At 67.1% G+C, this 24,104-nt stretch carries 19 protein-coding genes and 1 pseudogene; 13 read left to right on the top strand and 7 right to left on the bottom strand.

Annotation, left to right across the window (positions count from 1 at the left end; all coding sequences use genetic code 11):
- Positions 1-222 precede the first annotated feature (222 nt).
- Genes ACA097_RS11680 through gabP form a run of 6 tightly spaced genes read left to right on the top strand, consistent with a single transcriptional unit; the run spans position 223 to position 6,502 of the window.
- Entirely contained in the window at positions 223-1,350 is a 1,128-nt protein-coding gene (locus ACA097_RS11680; RefSeq protein WP_043248251.1) for an extracellular solute-binding protein, read from the top strand.
- A 22-nt stretch (positions 1,351-1,372) separates the two neighbouring features.
- A complete protein-coding gene (locus tag ACA097_RS11685) occupies positions 1,373-2,287 on the top strand; it encodes an ABC transporter permease (RefSeq protein ID WP_371370205.1) in 915 nt (304 codons plus the stop codon).
- Positions 2,284-3,075, top strand: a complete 792-nt coding sequence (locus ACA097_RS11690; protein WP_371370206.1) for an ABC transporter permease — start codon at positions 2,284-2,286, stop codon at positions 3,073-3,075. The genes ACA097_RS11685 and ACA097_RS11690 overlap by 4 nt, the downstream gene beginning before the upstream one ends.
- 37 nt (positions 3,076-3,112) lie before the next feature.
- Positions 3,113-4,201: an ABC transporter ATP-binding protein gene (locus ACA097_RS11695; RefSeq protein ID WP_371370207.1), complete on the top strand. Its 1,089-nt coding sequence runs from the start codon at positions 3,113-3,115 to the stop codon at positions 4,199-4,201.
- 42 nt (positions 4,202-4,243) lie between these two features.
- The gene (locus tag ACA097_RS11700) at positions 4,244-5,029 is read left to right on the top strand and encodes a creatininase (protein WP_371370208.1); all 786 of its coding nucleotides are present in this window, start codon (positions 4,244-4,246) and stop codon (positions 5,027-5,029) included.
- Positions 5,030-5,086: 57 nt separating this feature from the next.
- Positions 5,087-6,502 (top strand): GABA permease, encoded by a 1,416-nt coding sequence (gene gabP, locus ACA097_RS11705; protein WP_052355144.1) that lies wholly within the window; start codon positions 5,087-5,089, stop codon positions 6,500-6,502.
- 59 nt (positions 6,503-6,561) lie between these two features.
- Here gabP and ACA097_RS11710 read toward each other — a convergent pair whose 3' ends face one another.
- A complete protein-coding gene (locus ACA097_RS11710) occupies positions 6,562-7,578 on the bottom strand; it encodes a GlxA family transcriptional regulator (RefSeq protein ID WP_156957970.1) in 1,017 nt (338 codons plus the stop codon).
- Positions 7,579-7,962: 384 nt separating this feature from the next.
- Here ACA097_RS11710 and glyA point away from each other — a divergent pair, with 384 nt between their 5' ends.
- The 7 genes from glyA to fdhA all read left to right on the top strand — a co-directional run bounded on the left by glyA (position 7,963) and on the right by fdhA (position 16,977).
- Positions 7,963-9,216 (top strand): serine hydroxymethyltransferase, encoded by a 1,254-nt coding sequence (glyA, locus tag ACA097_RS11715; RefSeq protein WP_371370209.1) that lies wholly within the window; start codon positions 7,963-7,965, stop codon positions 9,214-9,216.
- 108 nt (positions 9,217-9,324) lie between these two features.
- Positions 9,325-10,575 (top strand): sarcosine oxidase subunit beta, encoded by a 1,251-nt coding sequence (locus ACA097_RS11720; protein ID WP_043248236.1) that lies wholly within the window; start codon positions 9,325-9,327, stop codon positions 10,573-10,575.
- A gap of 13 nt (positions 10,576-10,588) precedes the next feature.
- The gene (locus ACA097_RS11725) at positions 10,589-10,912 is read left to right on the top strand and encodes a sarcosine oxidase subunit delta (protein WP_371370210.1); all 324 of its coding nucleotides are present in this window, start codon (positions 10,589-10,591) and stop codon (positions 10,910-10,912) included.
- A gap of 2 nt (positions 10,913-10,914) precedes the next feature.
- On the top strand, positions 10,915-13,935 hold the full coding sequence (locus tag ACA097_RS11730; RefSeq protein WP_371370211.1) for a sarcosine oxidase subunit alpha: 3,021 nt from the start codon (positions 10,915-10,917) through the stop codon (positions 13,933-13,935).
- A gap of 92 nt (positions 13,936-14,027) precedes the next feature.
- Positions 14,028-14,663, top strand: coding sequence for a sarcosine oxidase subunit gamma (locus ACA097_RS11735; protein ID WP_043248230.1), 636 nt, complete (start codon positions 14,028-14,030; stop codon positions 14,661-14,663).
- Between the two features lie 60 nt (positions 14,664-14,723).
- Complete coding sequence (purU, locus tag ACA097_RS11740; RefSeq protein WP_371370212.1) at positions 14,724-15,581, top strand: formyltetrahydrofolate deformylase; 858 nt, start codon at positions 14,724-14,726, stop codon at positions 15,579-15,581.
- A gap of 196 nt (positions 15,582-15,777) precedes the next feature.
- A complete protein-coding gene (gene fdhA / locus ACA097_RS11745; RefSeq protein WP_043248226.1) occupies positions 15,778-16,977 on the top strand; it encodes a formaldehyde dehydrogenase, glutathione-independent in 1,200 nt (399 codons plus the stop codon).
- A gap of 262 nt (positions 16,978-17,239) precedes the next feature.
- Here the strand turns inward: fdhA and ACA097_RS11750 are convergent, their stop codons facing one another.
- The 6 genes and pseudogenes from ACA097_RS11750 to ACA097_RS11775 form a co-directional block, all read right to left on the bottom strand.
- Positions 17,240-18,352: a class II histone deacetylase gene (locus tag ACA097_RS11750; protein WP_371370213.1), complete on the bottom strand. Its 1,113-nt coding sequence runs from the start codon at positions 18,350-18,352 to the stop codon at positions 17,240-17,242.
- On the bottom strand, positions 18,349-19,740 hold the full coding sequence (locus ACA097_RS11755; protein WP_160285493.1) for a cytosine permease: 1,392 nt from the start codon (positions 19,738-19,740) through the stop codon (positions 18,349-18,351). The genes ACA097_RS11750 and ACA097_RS11755 overlap by 4 nt, the downstream gene beginning before the upstream one ends.
- Before the next feature lie 61 nt (positions 19,741-19,801).
- Positions 19,802-20,845, bottom strand: a complete 1,044-nt coding sequence (locus ACA097_RS11760) for an ABC transporter substrate-binding protein (RefSeq protein WP_160285492.1) — start codon at positions 20,843-20,845, stop codon at positions 19,802-19,804.
- A gap of 188 nt (positions 20,846-21,033) precedes the next feature.
- Complete coding sequence (locus tag ACA097_RS11765) at positions 21,034-22,416, bottom strand: aspartate aminotransferase family protein (protein WP_160285491.1); 1,383 nt, start codon at positions 22,414-22,416, stop codon at positions 21,034-21,036.
- A 39-nt stretch (positions 22,417-22,455) separates the two neighbouring features.
- Positions 22,456-22,529: pseudogene (locus tag ACA097_RS11770) on the bottom strand (hypothetical protein); the annotation flags it as partial.
- Positions 22,530-22,572: 43 nt separating this feature from the next.
- Positions 22,573-24,063, bottom strand: a complete 1,491-nt coding sequence (locus ACA097_RS11775; protein ID WP_371370214.1) for an aldehyde dehydrogenase — start codon at positions 24,061-24,063, stop codon at positions 22,573-22,575.
- Positions 24,064-24,104 lie beyond the last annotated feature (41 nt).

A 24,104-nucleotide genomic window follows, 5' to 3' on the forward strand; every position in this document is an offset into this window, starting at 1 on the left:
GGCTTCTGCTGCAATGCCCATCAACAGAAGACCGCCTGCCCTTCGCAGAGCGGTCCCCCGACCCTGGCGCGCCCAGCGCCAGCAGCCCCCCCCTTGAATCCGTTGCCTGTCTTGCCAAGCGCCTGGCGGGCTCTACGCGCACGTCAGGAGCAAAGCGACAGGCACCAGGAAGGCCAGGAACAAACGGCACAGCACCTTTCCACACTGCAGGAGAGAAGAACAATGAAGAACCGTACCGACCTTTCACGACGCAATTTCCTCATCGGCACCGGCGTCCTCGCCGGCAGCGCGGCGCTGGCCAGCATGCTGCCGACGCGCAGCGCCTTCGCCGCCGAGAAGGAGCTGGTGATCCTGGCCTGGGCCGGGCACGCCGAACCGGACATCGTCGCCGACTTCGAGCGCGAGCACGGGGTCAAGGTCCGCGCCAAGTACTACACCGGTGGCGACAACATGCTCGGTCTAATCTCGCAGTCGCCGCCCGGCACCTTCGACCTGATCCTCTCCGACGCCGAGTACGTGCAGCAGCTCAAGGCCGCCGACTACATCGAGCGCCTCGACCCCGCCGACTATCCGTTCGACGACTATTTCCCAGAGTTCCAGCATTTTCCCGGCCACTGGGACGGCAACCAGCTGTATTCGGTGCTGATCCGCTTCGGTTTCCTCGGCATCGCCTACAACACCCAGCTGGTGCCCGAGGCCAAGGTGCGCAGCTACTCGGCCTTCTGGGACGACAGCCTGAAAGGCAAGGTCGGGCACTTCGACTGGCACCTGCCGAACCTCGGCCAGCTCAGCCTGTATACCGGCAACAAGCAGCCCTACGACATCGACGCCGCGCACTGGCAAGCCGTGCAGAAGAAGGTGATGAGCCTGCGCCCGCAAATCGGTGGCTTCTTCGACTACGGCGGCACCTTCTCTTCGCTGAAGAACGGCCAGATCCACGCCATGTGCGGCATCGGCGACTGGATCACCGGCGTGCTGCAGCGCGCCGGCGCGCCAGTGAAGACGGTCATCCCCGAGGAAGGCGGCCTGCAGTGGAGCGAGTCGTACTGCATCGCCCGCAACGCGCGCAGCCCGGAACTGGCGAAGAAGTTCATCCAGTACATCACCTCGCCGCAGGGCCAGGTGAAGTCGGCGAAGATGCTCGCCTACCCGGCGCTGATCCCCAGCCAGCGCGGCTGGGCGCTGCTCAACCAGGTCGATCCGGCCGAGGCGAAGCGCCAGGGCATGCTGCTGGGCCAGCGCAACGTCATGGACGACATCCGCGAAGGACGCATCCACTACCGCCAGCTCCCTGTGCAGCAGGGCCTGGAGGAGTGGAACGACTTCTGGTCGGAATACAAGGGCGCCTGACGGGCACGCGGAGGCAACGGCTATGACGCTTCGCAAGTTGCAAACCGCCCCGTCCCTGGTCGAGGTCGGCACCCCGCCGGCCTCGGCCGGGCGCCGGCGCGCCCAGGGCCCCTGGTACGGCCTCGCCTTCTCCCTGCCGATGCTGGTCTGGCAGCTGGCGTTCTTCGTCTTCCCGCTGGCGTTCCTGCTCACCATCAGCTTCTGGGTGGTGCGCAATTTCCGCATGCAGCCGAGCTTCGAGTGGCTGAACTGGAGCTACGTGCTCAGTCGCGGTTACTTCTGGGACGCCTACCTGCACACGCTGGCAATGGCCAGTGGGGCGACACTGCTGATAAGCCTGGTGGCCTTCTCCTGCGCCTACGCCATCGCCTTCAAGTTCCGCGCCTCGGCGCGGCAACTGGCGATCCTGCTGCTGGTCACGCCCTTCTTCACCAGCTACCTGGTGCGGACCTATTCCTGGCAGGTGTTCCTCTCCGACAACGGCATCCTCAATGCCCTGTTCGGCCAGCTCGGGATAGGCGCGCTGCCGATGCTCAACAGCAGCTTCGGCACCTTCGTCGGCTACTTCACCCTGTGCCTGCCGCTGGCGGTGGTGCTACAGCTGTTCAGCCTGATGTATCTCGACCGTTCGCTGGTCGAGGCCGCGCACAACCTCGGCTGCGGCCGGCTGCGCACCGTGCTGCAGGTGGTGCTGCCGTCGGCGCGCGTCGGCATCGTGGTGGCCGCGCTGTTCTGCTTCATCCTCTGCTTCGGCGACTTCGTCAGCCCGCTGTACCTGGGCGGCGGCCAGCCGCCGACCCTCAGCACCCTTATCGCCGACACCACCAAGGCCGGCCAGCAATGGCCGCGCGCGGCGGTGATCGCCTGCATGATGATCGCCACCCTCCTGCTGGTGGCCTTCGCCGCGGTCCGCTTCGCCTACCGGAGGCGCGCATGAACGAGCATCGCCTGATCAACTTCCTGCTGCGCGGCTACGTGGGGCTGGTGTTCCTCTTCATCTTCACCCCGATCCTCGGCAGCTTCGTCTTCTCCTTCAACGCCGACCGCTTCCCGTCGCTGCCACTGGGCGGGTTCAGCCTGCACTGGTACCAGGCCATCGCCAGCGACCCGGCGGTCTGGCAGGCCCTGCGCAACAGCCTGAAGGTGGCGCTGGTGGTGTCGCTGGTGTCGACCTTCCTCGGCTTCGCCGCGGCCTACACCGACTTCCGCTACCACTTCTTCGGCAAGTCGCTGTACATGGCCCTGGCCCTGCTGCCGCCGACCATCCCGGTGGTGATCATGGGCCTGGCGATGCTGGCGTTCCTCTCCCGCGTGGGCCTGTCCGGCGAACTGCACGCGGTGATGATCAGCCACATCGTGATGTGCGCGCCCTTCGCCATGGCGGTGGTGCGCATGCGCCTGGCGCAGATGGAGCCGGTGCTCGAATCGGCCGCCTGGAACCTCGGCGCCAGCCAGTGGCAGGCGATGCGCCACGTGATCCTGCCGTTCACCGCGCCGAGCCTGTGCGCCGCGCTCTTCGTGACCATGGCGGTGTCCTTCGACGAGTTCGCCGTCGCCTGGTTCGTCTCCGGCCTCAACGAGACGGTGCCGGTGCGCATCCTCAACACCCTGCAGGGCCAGGTCAGCCCGACCATCAACGCCATCGGCAGCCTGGTGTTCGTCACCACCACAGCGCTGGTGATCCTCGCCCAGATGCTGCTGATGCGCCGCCGCAAGCTGGCCTGATGCCCCCGACAATCCAACGCTTCGCAGGTAACCCACCATGAACCAACCGCTGGTCGTGTTCGATAACGTGGTCAAGCACTTCGGCGATTTCGTCGCCGTCGAGCGCATGAACCTGGAAATCTACAAGGGCGAGTTCGTCGCCATCATGGGCTCCAGCGGCTGTGGCAAGACCACCACGCTGCGCATGCTCGCCGGCCTGGAGAAGCCCAGCGAGGGCGAGATCCGCCTCAATGGCGAAAGGATCAACGACCTGCGCTCCTGGGAACGCGATACCCCACTGGTATGGCAGAACCTGGCGCTGTTCCCCTTCCTCGACGTGCTGGAAAACGTCGAGTTCGGTCTGAAGATGCGCGGCATGGCCAAGGCCGAGCGGCGCAAGAAGGCGCTGCACTGGCTGGAACGCCTGGGCCTGGCGGAGTTCGCCCGGCGCGACATCGCCCAGCTCTCCGGCGGCCAGCGCCAGCGCGTGGCCCTGGCCCGCTCGCTGGTCACCGAGCCGCCGATCCTGCTGCTCGACGAGCCGCTGAGCGCCCTCGACGCACACCTGAGCGTGCGCATGCAGGGCGTGCTGACCGGCCTGCAGAAAGACCTGGGGATCACCTTCGTCTACGTCACCCACTCGCAGTCCGAAGCCTTCGCCATGGCCGACCGGGTGGTGATCATGAGCCGCGGGCGGATCGAGCAGATCGGCACGCCCCAGGAAGTCTTCCGCGAACCGCGCAACCGTTTCGTCGCCGAATTCGTCGGCGGCAAGAACATCCTCGGCGGCAGCGTCGAAGGCTTCGATGCCTCCGGGCTGGTGCGCATCAAGTCGGTCCACGGCGCCTTCTTCGCGCGGCCGCCGAAGGACCGCAACCTGCTGCCCGGAGAAGCGGTGAACCTGTGCCTGGGCGCCGACCTGATCCATCTCGGCGAGCGCCCGACCCTGGCCAACCGCCTGGAGTGCCACGTCATCGGCGAGGAGTTCGTCGGCTCGATGGTCAACGTCCACCTGGAGACCGCCAGCGGCCTGGAGCTGCAGGTGCAGAAGCCGCACGCCGAATACGACGGCCTCGGCCTGCAGAGTGGACAGAAGGTATTCGCCGCCTGGGACAGCGCCAGCGCGCTGGTGCTGCGCAGCGAGTGATGAAGACTCCGGCCGCGGCCGGTCACTGTTGGAGAAGTAGCGATGAGCAAGAGTGTTTTCGTGGGAGAGCTGTCCTGGAAGGAGTACGCGGCCAGGATCGGCCAGGGCGACTGCGTCCTGCTGCTGCCGGTCGGCGCGCTGGAGCAGCACGGCCACCACATGTGCATGAACGTCGACGTGCTGCTGCCCACCGCCGTCTGCCAGCGGGTCGCCGAACGCATCGACGCGCTGGTGCTGCCGGGCCTGCAGTACGGCTACAAGTCGCAGCAGAAGTCCGGCGGCGGCAACCACTTCCCCGGCACCACCAGCCTCGACGGGGCGACCCTGACCGGCACCGTGCAGGACATCATCCGCGAGCTGGCACGGCACGGCGCGCGGCGCCTGGTGCTGATGAACGGGCACTACGAGAACTCCATGTTCATCGTCGAGGGCATCGACCTGGCCCTGCGCGAACTGCGCTACGCCGGCATCGACGACTTCCGCGTGGTGGTGCTGTCCTACTGGGACTTCATCCGCGACCCGCAGGTAATCGCCGAGCTCTACCCGGACGGCTTCCTCGGCTGGGACATCGAACACGGCGGCGTCTTCGAGACCTCGCTGATGCTGGCCCTGTACCCGCACCTGGTGGACATGGACAAGGTGGTCGACCACGCGCCGGCGACCTTCCCCCCCTATGACGTGTTCCCGGTCATCCCCGAGCGCACGCCGGCCTGCGGCACCCTGTCCTCGGCCAAGGGCGCCAGCCGGGAGAAGGGCGAGCTGATCCTGCGCGTGTGTACCGAAGGCATCGCCGCCGCCGTCCAGGAGGCTTTCGCACCAGACAGCTGATAGCGATCACGGCATCCGAGCAGTACCCAATCCAACAAGAATTCAAGGGTAACCATCATGTCCACAGCCATCCCCGGCGGTCAGGGCGGACCGGCCCTCGCCGCCGAACTGAAGCAACGCCACGTCACCATGCTGTCCATCGCCGGCGCCATCGGCGCCGGCCTGTTCGTCGGCTCCGGCCACGCCATCGCCTCAGCCGGGCCGGCGGCGATCCTCGCCTACCTGATCTCCGGCACCCTGGTGGTGCTGGTGATGCGCATGCTCGGCGAGATGGCCGTGGCCTCCCCCGACACCGGCTCCTTCTCCACCTACGCCGAGCGCGCCATCGGGCGTTGGGCGGGCTTCTCCATCGGCTGGCTGTACTGGTGGTTCTGGGTGCTGGTGATCCCGCTGGAGGCGGTCGCCGCGGCGGCCATCCTCAATGCCTGGTTCCCCGCCGTGGCGACCTGGCAGTTCGCCCTCGCGGTGACCGCCCTGCTCACCGCGACCAACCTGTTCAGCGTGGCGCGTTACGGCGAGTTCGAGTTCTGGTTCGCCCTGCTCAAGGTGATCGCGGTGGTCGGCTTCATCGTCCTCGGCGGCTTCGCCCTGAGTGGCGGCCTACCCGGCCGCGAAGTCGCCGGCGTGCTGGCGCTCAGCCGCGAACACGGCGGCTTCATGCCCAACGGCTTCAGCGCGGTGCTCGGCGCGCTGCTGACCACGGTGTTCAGCTTCATGGGCACGGAAATCGTCACCATCGCCGCCGCCGAGTCGAAGAACCCGGCGCGGCAGATCACCCGCGCGACCAACTCGGTGGTCTGGCGCATGGGCATCTTCTACATCGTCTCGATCTTCCTGATCGTCTCCATCGTGCCGTGGAACGACCCGCTGCTCACCGAGGTCGGCTCCTACCAGCGCGCCCTGGAAATCATGAACATCCCGCACGCCAAGCTGATCGTCGACATCGTGGTGCTGGTCGCCGTGGCCAGCTGCCTGAACTCGGCGATCTACACCGCCTCGCGGATGGTCTTCTCGCTGAGCAAGCGCGGCGACGGCCCACGCTTCCTGCAGACCACCTCGCCCAAGGCGGTGCCCTACGTCGCCGTGCTGGCCAGCACCACGGTCGGCTTCCTCACAACCATCATCAACTACTTCGCCCCGGGGAAGGTCTTCGCCTTCCTGCTCGCCAGCTCCGGCGCCGTTGCCCTGCTGGTGTACCTGGTGATCGCCGTGTCGCAACTGCGCATGCGCCGCAAGCTGGTCGCCTCGGGCCAGCCCCTGGAGTTCCGCATGTGGCTGTATCCCTGGCTGACCTGGCTGGTGATCCTGTTCATCCTGGCGGTGCTGGGCATCATGCTGGCGATGCCGGAGCACCGCGCCGAGGTCCTCGCCACCGGGATGCTGGCGGTGGTCATCCTCTGCCTGGGGCTGCTGGACAATCGCAAGGGACGCAGCCGCGCCGCCCGAGGACTCGCCAGCGCCGAACTGCGCTGAAGCGATTAGTCGCACAACGAAAAGCCGCACCCTGGGGTGCGGCTTTTTCGTTTCCTGCCCTAGGCGCCTAGCGGACTTTGCTTGCGCTGCCCGCGCGGCGAGCAGCCGAAGAAGCGGCTGTAGCACTTGGAGAAGTGCGCCGGCGAGGTGAAGCCGCAGGACAGGGCGATCTCGCGGATCTGCGCCTCGCTGCGCAGCAGCAGGTCGCGGGCGCGGTTCAGGCGCAGTTCCAGGTAGTACTGGCTGGGAGTGCGCTGCAGGTACTTGTGGAACAGCCGTTCCAACTGGCGCACCGACACCTCGTTGAGCTGCGCCAGCTCGTCCAGCTCCAGCGGCTCCTCCAGGTTCGCTTCCATGATCGCGACTATCTGGCTCAGCTTCGGCTGGGCGCTGCCGAGCTTCTGCCGCAGCGGGATGCGCTGCTGCTCGCGGGAGCCGCGCATGCGGTCGCAGAGCAGCAGCTCGGCGGCCTTGGTGGCGATCTCCACGCCGCCCGGCTCGCGGGCGATCAGCTGCAAGGTCATGTCCATGGCCGCGGTGCCGCCGGAGCAGGTGTAGCGGTCGCGGTCCAGCTCGAACAGCTGGTTGGAGATGACGATGCCGGGGAAGCGCTCCTTGAGCTGCTCGATGTCTTCCCAGTGGATGGTGCAGCGGTAGTCCTTGAGCAGCCCGGCGCTGGCCAGCAGGTGGCTGCCGGTGCAGATGCCGCCCAGCGGCACGCCGTGGTGGGCGAGCTTGCGCAGCCAGTCGAGCAGGCGCCGGTCATTCTTCTCCGGGATCGGGTTGGAACCGACCACGAAGAGCGCATCCAGGCGCGGCGCGTTCTCGATGCTGTAGTCGGGCACCAGGCGCATGCCATTGCTGGCCTGCACCGGCTCGGGATCGGCGCTGATCTGCAAGGTGCGGTAAAGCGGGCGGCGCGCGGCGAGGTTCGCCATGCGCAGGGTTTCCACCGCGGAAGCGAAGCCGATGGTGGTGAAATTCGGAATCAGCAGGAAGCCGAAGGTCTTCGTGCCTGTAGCCGGAACGCTGTCGGGGCGGCGTTCGCGATCGGGGGCCTGGGCGGCGTTTGCCATCTGCATTACCTCCACTGCACTGACTGTCGCGGCGGGACTTCTCGGAAACGGAAAAGGCAGTCAGGACAGCACATCGTTTCTTGTTGTTCTGCGACATGCGAAGAGCATGCCGCCGACTAGCTTACACCCAACGGCGGACGGCGGCGGCGCCCCGCTCACGGCGGCGACGGACCAGCGGCGCAGACCGGGTCAGTTTGGGCATTTTGACGTCGCAAACAGGCAAATGGGTTACAGGGGTATTGAGCACAATCGGATGCAACTGGCTAATACCGACCGGTTCGGCTCCCCCGCCCGGAACGCCCCCAACGGCGATTCCGGAAAGCCAGGACCGGTCAGGGCAGCCTCCACCCACAGGCGACACCGGGTTGTCGCACGGAGACCGCGATGTTCAGCAAGCATGACCAGATCCAGGGCTACGACGACGAACTCTTCGCCGCGCTGGCCGACGAGGAAGCCCGCCAGGAAGACCACCTGGAGCTGATCGCCTCGGAGAACTACACCAGCAAGCGCGTCATGCAGGCTCAGGGCAGCGGCCTGACCAACAAGTACGCCGAGGGCTATCCGGGCAAGCGCTACTACGGCGGTTGCGAGCACGTCGACAAAGTCGAGCAGCTGGCCATCGACCGCGCCAAGCAACTGTTCGGCGCCGACTACGCCAATGTCCAGCCGCACTCTGGCTCCTCGGCCAACTCGGCTGTCTACCTCGCTCTGCTGAACGCCGGCGACACCATCCTCGGCATGAGCCTGGCCCACGGCGGCCACCTGACCCACGGCGCGAAAGTGTCGTCCTCCGGCAAGCTGTACAACGCCGTGCAGTACGGCCTGGACACCAAGACCGGGCTGATCGACTACGACGAAGTCGAGCGCCTGGCCGTCGAGCACAAGCCGAAGATGATCGTCGCCGGCTTCTCCGCCTACTCCAAGACCCTCGACTTCCCGCGCTTCCGCGCCATCGCCGACAAGGTTGGCGCGCTGCTGTTCGTCGACATGGCCCACGTCGCCGGCCTGGTCGCCGCTGGCCTGTACCCGAACCCGCTGCCCTACGCCGACGTGGTCACCACCACCACCCACAAGACCCTGCGCGGCCCGCGCGGCGGCCTGATCCTGGCGCGCAGCAACGAAGAGATCGAGAAGAAGCTCAACTCCGCCGTCTTCCCCGGCGCCCAGGGCGGCCCGCTGATGCACGTGATCGCCGCCAAGGCCGTGTGCTTCAAGGAAGCGCTGGAGCCTGGCTTCAAGGACTACCAGGCGCAGGTCATCAAGAACGCCAAGGCCATGGCTGAAGTCTTCATCGACCGCGGCTACGACGTGGTCTCCGGCGGCACCGACAACCACTTGATGCTGATCAGCCTGGTGAAACAGGGCCTGACCGGCAAAGAAGCGGACGCCGCCCTCGGCCGCGTCGGCATCACCGTCAACAAGAACGCCGTCCCCAACGATCCGCAGAGCCCCTTCGTGACGTCGGGCATTCGCGTCGGCACCCCGGCCATCACCACCCGTGGCCTCAAGGAAACCCAGTGCCGCGAGCTGGCCGGCTGGATCTGCGACGTGCTCGACCACCTGGGCGACGCCGACGTCGAGGCCAAGGTGGCCACCCAGGTCGCCGGCCTCTGCGCCGACTACCCGGTCTATCGTTGAAATTCCCGCGGCATTGCCCGTAGGAGCGAGCTTGCTCGCGAACCCGACACTACCTTCGCAAGCCAGCTCGCTCCCACGGGACTGAGCAGAAATACCAGGAGCACCCACATGCAACGCTATTCCGGCTTCGGCCTGTTCAAGCACTCACTGAGCCACCACGAGAACTGGCAGCGCATGTGGCGCACGCCGACGCCCAAGCCCGTGTACGACGTGGTCATCGTCGGCGGCGGCGGGCACGGCCTGGCCACCGCCTACTACCTGGCGAAGGAACACGGCATCCGCAACATCGCGGTAGTGGAGAAGGGCTGGCTGGGCGGCGGCAACACCGCGCGCAACACCACCATCGTCCGCTCCAACTACCTGTGGGACGAGTCGGCGTTGCTCTATGAGCACGCGATGAAGCTGTGGGAAGGCCTGTCGCAGGACCTCAACTACAACGTCATGTTCTCCCAGCGCGGCGTCTACAACCTCTGCCACACCCTGCAGGACATGCGCGACGGCGAACGCCGCGTGAGCGCCAACCGCCTGAACGGCGTGGATGGCGAGCTGCTCAACGCGCAGCAGGTGGCCGAAGAGATTCCCTACCTGAACTGCACCAAGAGCGCCCGCTACCCGATCATGGGCTCCACCGTGCAGCGCCGTGGCGGCGTGGCCCGTCACGATGCCGTGGCCTGGGGCTTCGCCCGTGCCGCCGACGCCCTGGGCGTGGACCTGATCCAGCAGACCGAAGTCATCGGCTTCCGCAAGCAGGACGGCGCGGTGATCGGCGTCGAGACCAACCGCGGCTTCATCGGCGCCAAGCGCGTCGGCGTGGTCACCGCCGGTAACTCCGGGCACATGGCCAAGCTCGCCGGCTTCCGCCTGCCGATCGAATCGCACCCGCTGCAGGCGCTGGTTTCCGAACCGCTGAAACCCATCATCGACAGCGTGATCATGTCCAACGCCGTGCACGGCTACATCAGCCAGTCGGACAAGGGCGACCTGGTCATCGGCGCCGGCATCGACGGCTACAACGGCTACGGCCAGCGCGGCTCCTACCCGGTGATCGAGCACACCCTGCAGGCCATCGTCGAGATGTTCCCGGTGCTCTCGCGCGTACGCATGAACCGCCAGTGGGGCGGCATCGTCGACACCACCCCGGACGCCTGCCCGATCATCGGCAAGACCCCGGTGAAGAACCTGTTCTTCAACTGCGGCTGGGGCACCGGCGGCTTCAAGGCCACCCCCGGCTCGGGCAACGTCTTCGCCGCCACCCTGGCGACCGGCGAACCGCACCCGCTGGCGGCGCCCTTCTCCATCGAACGTTTCCATACCGGCGCGCTGATCGACGAGCACGGCGCTGCAGCCGTAGCGCACTAAGAGGGCTATCACCATGTTGCACATCTTCTGCCCCCATTGCGGCGAACTGCGCTCCGAAGAGGAATTCCACGCCAAGGGCCAGGCCCACATCCCGCGTCCCCTGGACCCGGCCGCCTGCACCGACGCCGAGTGGGGCGAGTACATGTTCTTCCGCGACAACCCGCGCGGCATCCACCACGAACTGTGGGTGCACGCCGCCGGCTGCCGGCAGTACTTCAACGTCACCCGCCACACCGTGACCTACGAAATCCTCGAGACCTACAAGATCGGCGAGAAACCCAGCGTCACCGCCGCCGACAAGAAGTCGCCCGTCCAGCCCGCAGTCGAGAAGGCCTGAACATGAGCCAGATCAATCGCCTTTCCCGCGGCGGTCGCATCGACCGCAGCAAGCCGCTGACCTTCACCTTCAACGGCCAGCAATACCAGGGCTTCGCCGGTGACAGCCTGGCCGCCGCCCTGCTGGCCAACGGCGTCGACGTCGTCGGCCGCAGCTTCAAGTACTCCCGTGCCCGCGGCATCGTTGCCGCCGGCGCCGAAGAGCCCAACGCCATCCTGCAGATCGGCTCCCGCGAAGCCACCCAGGTGCCGAACGTGCGCGCCACCCAGCAGGCGCTGTACGCCGGCCTGGTATCGAGCAGCACCAACGGCTGGCCGAACGTGCAGAACGACCTGATGGGCGTGTTCGGCAAGGTCGGCGGCAAGATGATGCCGCCCGGCTTCTACTACAAGACCTTCATGTACCCGCAGTCCATGTGGCTGACGTACGAGAAGTACATCCGCAAGGCCGCCGGCCTGGGCCGCGCGCCCACCGAGGTCGACCCGGACAGCTACGACTGGATGAACCGTCACTGCGACGTGCTGATCGTCGGTGCCGGCCCTGCCGGTCTGGCCGCCGCCCTGGCCGCTGCGCGTAGCGGTGCCCGCGTGATCCTCGCCGACGAACAGGAAGAATTCGGCGGCAGCCTGCTCGACACCCGCGAAACCCTCGACGGCAAGCCCGCCGCCGAATGGGTCGCGCAGGTCGTCGCCGAGCTGCAGAGCCTGCCGGAAGTCGTCCTGCTGCCGCGCTCCACCGTCAACGGCTACCACGACCACAACTTCCTCACCATCCACGAACGCCGCACCGATCACCTGGGCGAAACCGCCCCGCTGGGCCAGGTTCGCCACCGCGTCCACCGCGTGCGCGCCAAGCGCGTCGTGCTGGCCGCCGGCGCCCACGAGCGTCCGCTGGTGTACGGCAACAACGACCTGCCGGGCAACATGCTGGCCGGCGCTGTCTCCACCTATGTACGCCGCTACGGCGTGGCACCGGGCAAGAAGCTGGTGCTCTCGACCAACAACGATTACGCCTACCGCGTGGCCCTGGACTGGCAGGAAGCCGGCCTGGAAGTGGTCGCCATCGCCGACGCCCGCGCCAACCCGCGTGGCGAATGGGTGGAAGAAGCCCGCAAGCGCGGCATGCGCGTCATCACCGGCAGCTCGGTCATCGAAGCGCGCGGCAGCAAGCGCGTGACTGGCGCGAAGATCGCCGCCATCGACCCGATCCGCCTGAAAGTCACCGCTCCTGGCGACTGGCTGGACTGTGACCTGATCGCCAGCTCCGGCGGCTACAGCCCGGTCGTGCACCTGGCTTCGCACCTGGGCGGCAAGCCCGAGTGGCGTGAAGACATCCTCGCCTTCGTCCCCGGCGAAGGCCTGCAGAAGCGCATCTGCGCCGGCGCCGTGAACGGTGTGTTCCGCCTCGCCGACACCCTGCAGGACGGCTACAACGCCGGCACCCAGGCCGCCGAAGACGCTGGCTTCAAGGCCGTCGCCGGTGAGCTGCCGAAAGCTCCGGAGCGCGTCGAGGAGCCGACCGTCGCACTGTTCCAGGTCCCGCACGAGAAACCCACCTCGCGCGCGCCGAAGCAGTTCGTCGATCCGCAGAACGACGTCACCGCCGCCGCCATCGAACTGGCCTGCCGCGAGGGCTTCGAGTCCATCGAGCACGTCAAGCGCTACACCGCGCTGGGCTTCGGCACCGACCAGGGCAAGCTGGGCAACATCAACGGCCTGGCCATCGCCGCCCGCGCCCAGGGCAAGAGCATCGCCGAGACCGGCACCACCATGTTCCGCCCGAACTACACCCCGGTGACCTTCGGCGCGGTCGCCGGCCGTCACTGCGGCCACCTGTTCGAGCCGGTGCGCTTCACCGCCCTGCACGCCTGGCACGTGAAGAACGGCGCCGAGTTCGAGGACGTCGGCCAGTGGAAGCGCCCCTGGTACTTCCCCAAAGCCGGCGAAGACATGCACGCCGCCGTGGCCCGTGAGTGCCGTGCCGTGCGCGAGTCGGTCGGCCTGCTCGACGCCTCGACCCTGGGCAAGATCGACATCCAGGGCCCGGACGCCCGCGAGTTCCTCAACCGCGTCTACACCAACGCCTGGACCAAGCTGGACGTGGGCAAGGCCCGCTACGGCCTGATGTGCAAGGAAGACGGCATGGTCTTCGACGACGGCGTGACCGCGTGCCTGGCGGACAACCACTTCGTCATGACCACCACCACCGGCGGCGCCGCCCGCGTGCTGGAATGGCTGGAGCTGTACCACCAGACCGAATGGCCGGAGCTGAAGGTGTACTTCACCTCGGTCACCGACCACTGGGCCACCCTGACCCTGTCCGGCCCCAACAGCCGCAAGCTGCTGGCCGAGGTCACCGACATCAACCTCGACAAGGAAGCCTTCCCGTTCATGACCTGGCAGGAAGGCAAGGTCGCCGGCGTACCGGCACGGGTGTTCCGGATCTCCTTCACCGGTGAGCTCTCCTACGAGGTGAACGTCCAGGCCAACTACGCCATGGGCGTACTGGAAGCCATCGTCGAGGCCGGCAAGAAGTACAACCTGACCCCGTACGGCACCGAGACCATGCACGTCCTGCGCGCCGAGAAGGGCTTCATCATCGTCGGCCAGGACACCGACGCCTCGGTGACCCCGGACGACCTGAACATGGGTTGGGCCGTGGGCCGCACCAAGCCGTTCTCCTGGATCGGCTGGCGGGGCATGAACCGCGTCGACTGCCTGCGTGAAGACCGCAAGCAGCTGGTCGGCCTCAAGCCCACCAACCCGATGGAAGTCCTGCCCGAGGGTGCGCAGCTGGTGTTCACCGCGCAGCAGTCGATCCCGATGAACATGGTCGGCCACGTCACCTCCAGCTACATGAGCAGCAGCCTCGGCTACGGCTTCGCCCTGGCGGTGGTCAAGGGCGGTCTGAAGCGCATGGGCGAGAAGGTCTACGCACCGCTGGCCGACGGCCGGGTGATCGAGGCGGAAATCTGCAGCTCGGTGTTCTACGACCCGAAAGGCGAGCGCCAGAACGTCGACTGAGTTTTCCCCTCGCCGCCGCGCTCCCCGAGGGAGCGCGGCGCGCACCGGACAGACAGGATTCGCGGACGCACGGCGTCCCAAGGTGAATACGAATGAGCAAGGCAAACGTCTACCAGCAACGCCCCGAAGCCGGGGTGAAAGTCGAGACCCCGCTGCACCACGCCGAGCTGGACAAGCTCGCCAGCCGGGGCAACCCGAAAGCCGGCATCACCCTGCGCGAGAAGAAGCTGCTCGGCCACCTGACCCTGCGCGGCGACGCCCATGACGCCGCCTTCGCCGCAGGCGTGCACAAAGCCCTGGGCCTGGAACTACCGGTAGCCCTGGGCCTGGTGGCCAAGGGCGACGTCTCGCTGCAATGGCTCGGCCCGGACGAGTGGCTGCTGATCGTCGCCGGCGGCGAGGAATTCGCCGTGGAACAGAAGCTGCGTAAAACCCTCGGCGAAGAGCTGCACTACTCGGTGGTCAACGTCAGCGGCGGGCAGACCCTGCTCGAACTGAGCGGCCCGAACGTGCGCGAGCTGCTGATGAAGTCCACCAGCTACGACCTGCACCCGAGCAACTTCCCGGTCGGCAAGGCAGTCGGCACCATCTTCGCCAAGTCGCAGTGCGTGATCCGTCACACCGCCGAGGACACCTGGGAGCTGGTGGTGCGCCGCAGCTTCGCCGACTACTTCTGGCTCTGGCTGCAGGACGCCAGCGCCGAGTACGGCCTGCAGATCGCCGCGTAACTTCCCGGCAGGCGGGCCGTGCACGGCCCGCTTCCCCCGCGTCTCGACCGGAGCCCCGCCATGAGCCGCACCCCCGATACCTGGATCCTCACCGCCGACAGCCCGAGCCTGCTGGGCACCGTCGACGTGGTGACGCGCTACCTGTTCGAACAGCAGTGCTACGTCACCGAGCACCACTCCTTCGACGACCGCCTGGCCCAGCGCTTCTTCATCCGCGTGGAGTTCCGCACCCCGGCCGGCTTCGACGAGGCCAGCTTCCGCGAAGGCCTGGCCGAGCGCGTCGAGCCCTTCCAGATGAAGACCGAGCTGACCCCGGCGGGCTACCGCAGCAAGGTAGTGATCATGGTCTCCAAGGCCGACCACTGCCTGAACGACCTGCTCTACCGCCAGCGCATCGGCCAGCTGCCGATGGACGTGGTCGCGGTGATCTCCAACCACCCGGACCTGGAACCCCTGGCGCGCTGGCACGGCATCCCCTACCACCACTTCGCGCTCGACCCGAACGACAAGGGCGCGCAGGAAGCCAAGGTCTGGCAGGTGATCGAGGAGAGCGGCGCGGAACTGGTGATCCTTGCCCGCTACATGCAGGTGCTCTCCCCCGAGCTGTGCCGCAAGCTCGACGGCTGGGCGATCAACATCCACCACTCGCTGCTGCCCGGCTTCAAGGGCGCCAAGCCGTACCACCAGGCGTACCAGAAGGGCGTCAAGCTGGTCGGCGCCACCGCCCACTACATCAACAACGACCTCGACGAGGGCCCGATCATCGCCCAGGGCGTCGAGCCGGTGGACCACTCGCACTACCCCGAGGACCTGATCGCCAAGGGCCGCGACGTCGAGTGCCTGACCCTGGCGAAAGCCGTGGGCTTCCACATTGAGCGACGGGTGTTCCTCAACGCCAATCGCACCGTGGTGCTGTGAACGCTACTCCGCTGCAGATCACAACGTAGGGCGTATAACCCTCCGGGTTATACGCCGCACGACCCGAGCAACACCGACAGACCCGCCGGCTGCCAGCTGTACTCCGGCCCTGTCGCGCAACAGACGACATCCCAGTGCAAAACCGCACGGCCATCGCGCCGCGCATTTGTGCCCACAACGACAAAGAGGAATGCGTATGTCTGGTAATCGTGGTGTGGTTTATCTCGGCCCAGGTAAGGTCGAAGTCCAGAACATCCCCTATCCGAAGATGCAGGACCCACAGGGCAAGCAGATCGATCACGGCGTGATCCTGCGTGTGGTGTCCACCAACATCTGCGGCTCCGACCAGCACATGGTGCGCGGCCGCACCACCGCGCCCGAGGGCCTGGTGCTCGGCCACGAAATCACCGGCGAGGTGGTGGAGATCGGCCGTGGTGTGGAAACCATGAAGATCGGTGACCTGGTCTCCGTGCCCTTCAACGTCGCCTGCGGTCACTGCCGCACCTGCAAGGAACAGCACACCGGCGTCTGCCTGACGGTCAACCCGTCGCGTGCCGGCGGCGCCTACGGCTACGTCGACATGGGCGGCTGGGTCGGTGGCCAGGCCGAATACGTCATGGTCCCCTACGCCGACTTCAACCTGCTGAAGCTGCCGAACCGCGACCTGGCGATGGAGAAGATCCGCGACCTGACCTGCCTGTCCGACATCCTGCCCACCGGCTACCACGGCGCGGTAACCGCCGGCGTTGGCCCGGGCAGCACCGTTTACATCGCCGGTGCCGGTCCGGTCGGCCTGGCCGCCGCTGCCTCCGCCCGCCTGCTGGGCGCCGCGGTGGTGATCGTCGGCGACGTCAACCCGACCCGCCTGGCCCACGCCAAGGCCCAGGGCTTCGAAATCGCCGACCTGTCCAAGGACACCCCGCTGCACGAGCAGATCGCCGATCTGCTGGGCGAGCCGGAAGTGGACTGCGCGGTGGATGCGGTGGGCTTCGAGGCGCGTGGCCACGGCCACTCGGGCTCGCAGCACGAGGCTCCGGCCACCGTGCTGAACTCGCTGATGGGCGTGGTGCGGGTAGCCGGCAAGATCGGCATCCCCGGCCTGTACGTCACCGAGGACCCGGGCGCGGTGGACGAAGCCGCCAAGCACGGCAGCCTGAGCATCCGCTTCGGCCTGGGCTGGGCCAAGTCGCACAGCTTCCACACCGGCCAGACCCCGGTGATGAAGTACAACCGCCAGCTGATGCAGGCCATCATGTGGGACCGCATCAAGATCGCCGACATCGTCGGGGTGGAAGTCATCACCCTCGACGACGCGCCGAAAGGCTACGGCGAGTTCGACGCAGGCGTGCCGAAGAAATTCGTCATCGACCCGCACAACCTGTTCCGCGCCGCCTAAAAAGCGGCAAGCGCTCCGACCGCGGCGCCCCCCGCCGCGGTTTCTCTCCAGGGGAGCCTTCGGGCTCCCTCTTTTTTGCCTGTGGATATCCGGCTGTTCGTGGGAGCGAACCCAAACAAGCTCGGCCTGCGGACACATCCCGTAGGAGCGGATCTTATCCGCGAAGGCTCCCGCACCAAGGCCTCCGGTGGGAGCGCGCCATGCGCGCGATCGCGGACAAGGTCCGCTCCTACAGGGGCTATCGTGAAGGCCGCAACTACCGTTAGAGCCCCAGCTTCTCCGCCATCCGCTCGATCGCCCCACGCTGGAACGCACGGAAATCCGCATCCGGCTGCTGGCCTTCGAGCATCGGCAGGAAGGGGTCGGTCACTTCGGTGCGGACGCCGGCCAGTTCCTCGATCACTGCGTGGCCGCAGAAGGGCACATAGGATTCGGCGTAACCGCCTTCGTGGACCAGCACCAGGCGGCCTTTGCACAGGCGTTCGGCCGCTTCGCGGATGCTTCGGGTCATGGCGCGGAAGGTTTCGCTGTGGGCGAGCATGCGCGCCAGTGGGTCCACGCCGTTGGCGTCGAAGCCGCAGGCGACCACGATCAGTTCGGGCTGGAATAGCTCCAGGGCCGGGACTATCACGCGCTCCATCGCCTGGCGGTAAGCGTCGTCGCCACTGCCCGGGTACAGCGGGATGTTGAGGTTGAAGCCCTCGCCTGCTCCCTCGCCTCTTTCTTCCACGTAGCCGGAGTCGGTCGGGAAGCAGTTGGCCTGGTGGATCGACAGGGTCAGCACGTCGTCGCGGCCGTAGAAGATCGACTGAGTGCCGTTGCCGTGGTGCACGTCCCAGTCCAGCACGGCGACGCGCTTGAGGCCGTGGCGGGCCTTGGCCGCTTCTACCGCCACGGCGATGTTGGCCAGGTAGCAGAAGCCCATGCCGCGATCCGCCAGGCAGTGGTGGCCCGGCGGACGCGAGAGGGCGTAGGCATTGTCCAGCTCGCCGCTGAGCACCGCTTCCACCGCCGCGATGGCGAGACCTGCTGATTGCCGGGCGATCTCGTAGGTGCCGGGGCCGACCATGGCTTCTTCGCCCAGCTCGCCGTGGCCGGCGTCGCTCATGGCCTTGAAGCGTGCCAGGTAGTCGGCCGGGTGGACGCGCAGCAGGTCCTCCTCGCTGGCCATGGGCGCGCTGGAGAGTTTCAGCTTGTCGCTCAGGCCCGAGACGTCCATCAGGCTTTTCAGCCGGCGCTTGCTCTCCGCCGACTCGGCATGGCCGCTGCCGGCCGGCGGCTGCAACCAGCCCCCGACCGGCAGGACCAGCGCGTGCAGCCCGGCGGCGTGCCAGAAGCAGCGTTCGTCGAAGAAGAATCCGGTGCGGCGGCTCATGCGCGGGCTCCGGCGAGGACGCGCTGGCGCTTGCGGCTGAACAACCAGTAGACCGGCGATACCACGCCCAGGCCGACGATCCAGGAGATGTCGGCGCCGTTCATGGCCTTGGCCACCACGCCGGTGTACAGCTCGGTGGACATGAACGGCACCTGCACCAGGATGCCCAGCACGTAGCAGTTCACCGCGGTCCAGTTGAAGGTGCCGTAGATGCCGCCGTCGCGACGGAAGAACGACAGCACGTCGTACTTGCCGTGGGCGACCAGGTAATAGTCGACCAGGTTGATCGCGCTCCAGGGCACCAGCACGTAGAGCAGCAGCAGGATGAAGTTGGTGTAGTTGGCCATGAAGTTGTCCTGGCCGAGCAGGGCGAGGGCCAGCGAGCCGCCGAACAGGCTCAGGGCGATGAAGGCGCGCCAGCCGGCCTTGGCGTTCCAGCTCGGGATCAGGGTCTGGCCGACGGTGATCGCCGAGAGGGTGCCGCAGTACAGGTTCATCGCATTGGTCGCGGCGATGCCGATGGAGAACACCGCCACCATCACCGCGCTGAAGCCGCCGGTCATGCCGATCAGGCCGGCGACCACGTCACCACCGTCCGCCGCGAGGCCAACCATCACGCCCAGCACCATCGGCAGGATCGAGCCCAGGCAGCAGCCCCAGTAGCTGGACCAGAAGGCGGTGCGCGAACCGGTGTCCTGCGGCATGTAGCGCGAGTAGTCGGAAACGTAGGGCGCGTAGGCCAGCTGCCAGAGCGCGGCGATCGACAGCGCGCCCATGAAGCCCGGCAGGTTGAAGCCGTTGCGTTGCATGAAGTCCGCCGGCAGGCCGTGGACGAACAGCACCCAGACGAAGCTGAGCAGCAGCACGCCGCCGGACAGCCAGGACATCAGCCGGGTGTAGCCGTGGATCAGGCGGTAGCCGAAGACGGTGGCGATCACGCTGACCACGCCGACCAGCAGGATGCCGGCGTTGGTGCTGACCACCGGGAAGCGCGCGCTCAGGGTCTGCCCGCCGAGCACCAGGTTCGAGGCGAAGAAGCCCAGGTACATGATCACCACCAGGGCGACCACCAGCAGCGAGCCGAAGGAGCCGAACTGGCCGCGGGTCTGCACCATCTGCGGCACGCCCAGCTGCGGGCCTTGCGCCGAGTGCAGGGCCATGAAGATGCCGCCGACCAGGTTGCCCAGCACCAGCGCCAGCAGCGCGGCGACGAAGGAGAGCTTGAACACGGTGACGGCCAGCGCCCCCGTGACCACGGTGAGCAGCATGATGTTGCTGCCGAACCAGATGGTGAAGAGATCGCGGGCGCGACCGTGCCGTTCGTGCGCGGCGATGGGCTGAATGGTGCTCAGCTCCAGCGTCGACGCCGAGTTTTGCGTCGTTGTCATTGTCTTTCTCGCAAGGCAGGGCGCCGCCCGGTGAACCGGGCAGCGCGGTGGAGCAGGCGGCTTAGTGGGCCGCCCAGGTGTTGAAGCGCAGTTCCAGCTCTTCGCCGTGGTCGACCCAGAAGGCGGCGTCTACGGCACGGGCGTCCTTCAGGTTGGCCGGGGCGGTCGGCAGCGCGGCCTGCACGTCGGCCGGCAGCAGGTCCATGGTGCCCTTGTGTACCGGGCCGTATGGGATGTTCTCGGAGAACACCTTCTGCGTTTGCGGTTGGCTGGCGAAGGCGATGAATTTCTCGGCCAGCGCCTTGTTCGGGGTGCCTTTCACCACCGCCCAGTATTCCGGGTCGTAGAGGCTGCCCGGCCAGACGATGGCCAGTTTCACGCCTTCCTTCTGCGCGGCGGCGATGCGGCCGTTGTAGGCGGCGCTCATCACCACGTCGCCGGCGGCCAGCCATTGCGGCGGCTGTGCACCGGCTTCCCACCACTGGATATAGGGCTTGAGCTCGTCGAGCTTGGCGAAGGCGCGGCTGACGCCAGCGGGAGTCGAGAGCACCTTGTAGAGGTCTTCCTGCTTCACGCCGTCGGCCAGCAGGGCCACTTCCAGGGTGTACTTGGCGCCCTTGCGCAGGCCGCGCTTGCCGGGGAAGTCCTTGACGTTCCAGAAGTCCGCCCAGGAGGCCGGCGCCTTGGCCAGCTTGGCGCTGTTGTAGGCCATGACCATCGACCAGACGTAGGTGGCCACGCCGCACTCGCTGAGGGTGCCGGGCACGAAGTCGGCCGGGTTGCCGATGGCTGCCGGGTCGATACGCTCGAACAGGCCCTCGTCGCAGCCGCGCAGCAGTTCGGGGCTTTCCACCTCGACCACGTCCCAAGTCGGCTTGCCGACATCGACCATGGCTTTCACCTTGGCCATCTCGCCGTTGTACTCGCCGGCGACCACGTTGCCGGCGCCGCTGGCGTCGAAGGGTTTGAAGTAGGCCTGCTCCTGCGCGGCCTTGGTGGCGCCGCCGAAGGAGATGACGGTGAGGTTCTGCGGTTGCGCCTGGGCGGCGCCGGTCACTGCGGCGAGTACGGCGCAGGCAAGGGTGGAACGCAAGGACGATTTCATGGAACGACTCCCACTGCCGGTCAGGCGTTGTTGGTGGAGGTACGGGGCAGTTGCCGAACGTGCGGCAAAACGGTTCCATCGCGCGGGCCTCATGGGGCTCGCGGCGCTGTTGTTATTCGTTCAGAGCTTCCCTGTTCGGAGTGTGTCGCCGGGCTCCCGCGTTCGCGGGAACCCGGCAGACAGCGGCGTTACAGCACGCCGATTTCCTTCGCGGTGCGGTCCACGGCGATGCGGGTCTTGTCGACCAGCTCGTCGATTTCCGCGCGGCCGGCGACCAGCGCCGGAGCCATGATCATGCGGCCGAGGGTGGAGCGGATGATCACGCCTTCCTCGAAGCCGATGGTGCGGCAGCGCCAGGCGATGTCGTTCTCGTTGTCGAAGCGCTTGCGGGTCGCCTTGTCCTCGACGAACTGCAGCGCGGCAACCAGGCCGGCACCCTGCACGTCGCCGACCAGCGGGTGGTTGCCGAAGACTTCGCGCAGGCACTGCTGCAGGTACGGGCCGGTTTCGTTCTTCACCTGGGTGACGATGCCTTCGTCGCGCAGCGCCTTGAGGTTGGCGACGGCAACGGCGGCTGCAACCGGGTGCCCGGAGTAGGTCAGGCCGTGGGCGAACACGCCGCCCTGCTCGACCAGGACTTCGGCGATGCGCTTGCTCAGCACCAGGCCGCCCATGGGGATGTAGCCGCTGGTCAGGCCCTTGGCGATGGACAGGGTGTCCGGCTCGAAGCCGAAGTGCTGGTGGGCCATCCACTCGCCGGTACGGCCGAAGCCGCCGATCACTTCGTCGGCGCACAGCAGGACGTCGTACTTGCGGCAGATGCGCTGGATTTCCGGCCAGTAGGTTTCCGGCGGGAAGATCATGCCGCCGGCGCCCTGGAACGGCTCGGCGATGAAGCCGGCGACGTTCTCGGCGCCCAGCTCGAGGATCTTCTCTTCCAGCTGGCGAGCGGCGCGCAGGCCGAACTCGGCCGGGGTCAGGTCGCCGCCGTGGGCGAACCAGTACGGCTCGTCGATGTGCGCGATGTCGGGGATCATGCCGCCCATTTCGTGCATGAACTTCATGCCGCCCAGCGCGGTGGCCGCCAGGGTGGAGCCGTGGTAGCCGTTCCAGCGGCCGATCATGATCTTCTTCTGCGGCTTGCCGAGGATCTGCCAGTAACGGCGCACGGTGCGGATCAGCACTTCGTTCGATTCGGAGCCGGAGTTGGTGTAGATCGCGTGGCTGTAGTGGCCCGGCAGCAGGCTGAAAAGCAGCTCGGACAGTTCGATCACCGCCGGGTGGGTGGTGTGGAAGAACATGTTGTAGTACGACAGCTGGTCCATCTGCGCGCTGGCCGCGGCGGTCAGGTCCTTGCGGCCGTAGCCGAGCTGGGTGCACCACAGGCCGGACATGCCGTCGAGGTAGCGGTTGCCATCGTTGTCCCAGAGATACAGGCCCTCGCCGCGCACCATGACGCGCGGACCTTCGGCGTTGAGCGCCTTCTGGTCGAGGAACGCGTGGATGTGGTGGGCCGCGTCGGCTGCCTGGAAGTCACTGGTTGCACGCTGGGGGATGTTCTTGTCGGTCATCGACTGTCTCCTAGTTCCCTCGGCGGTGCATCGGCAGTCGGCCTGAGGGGTTTGCAGGGGATCGAGGGCGACGGACTTACCTGGGCAGTCTCACCGGCCGTCTCGAGCGGTTCGGTCAGTCGCCGAGCATAGCGCCGGCGACCTGACCTCGGTGTCTTAACGCAGCTGGAACCAGGTGGTCTTCAGCTGGGTGTACTTATCGAACGAGTGCAGCGAGAGGTCGCGGCCGAAGCCGGACTGCTTGCCGCCGCCGAAGGGGATCGCCGGGTCGAGGGCGTCCACGGTGTTCACCGAGACGGTGCCCACGTTCAGACGCGAGGCGACGCGGTGGGCGCGGTGCAGGTCGTCGCTCCACACCGAGGCGGCCAGGCCGAAGGGGCTGTCGTTGGCCAGGCGCAGGGCCTCTTCCTCGCTGTCGAAGGCGGTGACTGCCAGCACCGGGCCGAAGACCTCGTCACGGGCCAGGCGCTGCTGCGGGTCGACGTGGGTGAAGATGGTCGGCTCGATGAAGTTGCTGGAACCGTTGAAGGTCAGCTGACGGCCGCCGCACACCAGTTGCGCGGAGGTGGCGCGGGTTTCCTCGATGAAGCGCTGGATGCTCGCGGTCTGCTTGGCGTCGACGATGGCGCCGGCGCGGCTGGACGGGTCCAGCGGGTCGCCCGGGGCCCAGTCGCGGGCCTTGGCGATCAGGCGCTCGACGAATTCGTCGTGGATCGAGCGCTCCACCAGCAAGCGCGAGTTGGCCGAGCAGACTTCGCCCTGGTTGAAGAAAATGCCGAAGGCCGCTTTTTCAGCCGCAAGATCGAGATCGCGGCAATCGGCAAACACGAGGTTCGGGCTCTTGCCACCGCACTCCAGCCAGACCTGCTTGAGGTTGGACTGCGCGGAATACTGCATGAAGTACTTACCGACCTCGGTGGAGCCGGTGAACACCAGGCTGTCCACTTCCGGGTGCAGGCCGAGGGCCTTGCCGGCGTGTTCGCCCAGGCCCGGCACCACGTTCAGCACGCCTTCCGGCAGGCCAGCCTCCAGCGCAAGCTCGGCCAGGCGCAGGGCAGAGAACGGCGACTGCTCGGCCGGCTTGAGCACCACCGAGTTGCCGGCGGCCAGGGCCGGGGCGAGTTTCCAGGCGGCCATGTCGAGCGGGAAGTTCCAGGGCACCACGGCGCCGATCACGCCCAGCGGCGCGCGGGTGATGGTGGCCAGGGCGTTCTGTGCGGTCGGCGCGACCTGGTCGTAGATCTTGTCGAGGGCTTCGGCGTACCAGGAGAAGACGCCGGCGGCGCCGGGCACGTCGATGTTCCAGGCGTCCATCACCGGCTTGCCCATGTTCAGCGAGTCGAGCAGGGCCAACTCGTCGCGATGGACCATCATCAGCTCGGCGAGCTTGAGCAGCACGGCCTTGCGCTCGCGCGGCGCCATGCGTGCCCAGGGGCCTTGCTCGAAGGCCTGGCGGGCGCTACGCACGGCGGCGTCGACTTCGGCGGCGCCACAGGCGGCGACGTTGGCCAGCAGGCGATTGGTCGCCGGGTCGATGGAGGCAAAGGTGGCGCCGTCGGCGGCGGCGACGCGACGGCCGCCGATCAGGGCGGTGTCGATGAAGGTCTGGCGCGCTGCACGCTGCTGCCAGTCATTGAGTTGGTACACAGGGCACTCCTGCTCGCAGGCATTCTTGTTCTTGATGGTCC

The organism is Pseudomonas sp. QL9 (assembly GCF_041409665.1).
In the GTDB taxonomy this organism is placed as follows: Bacteria; Pseudomonadota; Gammaproteobacteria; order Pseudomonadales; family Pseudomonadaceae; genus Pseudomonas; species Pseudomonas knackmussii.

Bases quoted from the DNA above. Each gene is read 5' to 3' on its own strand.
- ACA097_RS11680 (WP_043248251.1), top strand. From the start codon at position 223: ATGAAGAACCGTACCGACCTTTCACGACGCAATTTCCTCATCGGCACC.
- ACA097_RS11685 (WP_371370205.1), top strand. From the start codon at position 1,373: ATGACGCTTCGCAAGTTGCAAACCGCCCCGTCCCTGGTCGAGGTCGGC.
- ACA097_RS11690 (WP_371370206.1), top strand. From the start codon at position 2,284: ATGAACGAGCATCGCCTGATCAACTTCCTGCTGCGCGGCTACGTGGGG.
- ACA097_RS11695 (WP_371370207.1), top strand. From the start codon at position 3,113: ATGAACCAACCGCTGGTCGTGTTCGATAACGTGGTCAAGCACTTCGGC.
- ACA097_RS11700 (WP_371370208.1), top strand. From the start codon at position 4,244: ATGAGCAAGAGTGTTTTCGTGGGAGAGCTGTCCTGGAAGGAGTACGCG.
- gabP (WP_052355144.1), top strand. From the start codon at position 5,087: ATGTCCACAGCCATCCCCGGCGGTCAGGGCGGACCGGCCCTCGCCGCC.
- ACA097_RS11710 (WP_156957970.1), bottom strand. From the start codon at position 7,578: ATGGCAAACGCCGCCCAGGCCCCCGATCGCGAACGCCGCCCCGACAGC.
- glyA (WP_371370209.1), top strand. From the start codon at position 7,963: ATGTTCAGCAAGCATGACCAGATCCAGGGCTACGACGACGAACTCTTC.
- ACA097_RS11720 (WP_043248236.1), top strand. From the start codon at position 9,325: ATGCAACGCTATTCCGGCTTCGGCCTGTTCAAGCACTCACTGAGCCAC.
- ACA097_RS11725 (WP_371370210.1), top strand. From the start codon at position 10,589: ATGTTGCACATCTTCTGCCCCCATTGCGGCGAACTGCGCTCCGAAGAG.
- ACA097_RS11730 (WP_371370211.1), top strand. From the start codon at position 10,915: ATGAGCCAGATCAATCGCCTTTCCCGCGGCGGTCGCATCGACCGCAGC.
- ACA097_RS11735 (WP_043248230.1), top strand. From the start codon at position 14,028: ATGAGCAAGGCAAACGTCTACCAGCAACGCCCCGAAGCCGGGGTGAAA.
- purU (WP_371370212.1), top strand. From the start codon at position 14,724: ATGAGCCGCACCCCCGATACCTGGATCCTCACCGCCGACAGCCCGAGC.
- fdhA (WP_043248226.1), top strand. From the start codon at position 15,778: ATGTCTGGTAATCGTGGTGTGGTTTATCTCGGCCCAGGTAAGGTCGAA.
- ACA097_RS11750 (WP_371370213.1), bottom strand. From the start codon at position 18,352: ATGAGCCGCCGCACCGGATTCTTCTTCGACGAACGCTGCTTCTGGCAC.
- ACA097_RS11755 (WP_160285493.1), bottom strand. From the start codon at position 19,740: ATGACAACGACGCAAAACTCGGCGTCGACGCTGGAGCTGAGCACCATT.
- ACA097_RS11760 (WP_160285492.1), bottom strand. From the start codon at position 20,845: ATGAAATCGTCCTTGCGTTCCACCCTTGCCTGCGCCGTACTCGCCGCA.
- ACA097_RS11765 (WP_160285491.1), bottom strand. From the start codon at position 22,416: ATGACCGACAAGAACATCCCCCAGCGTGCAACCAGTGACTTCCAGGCA.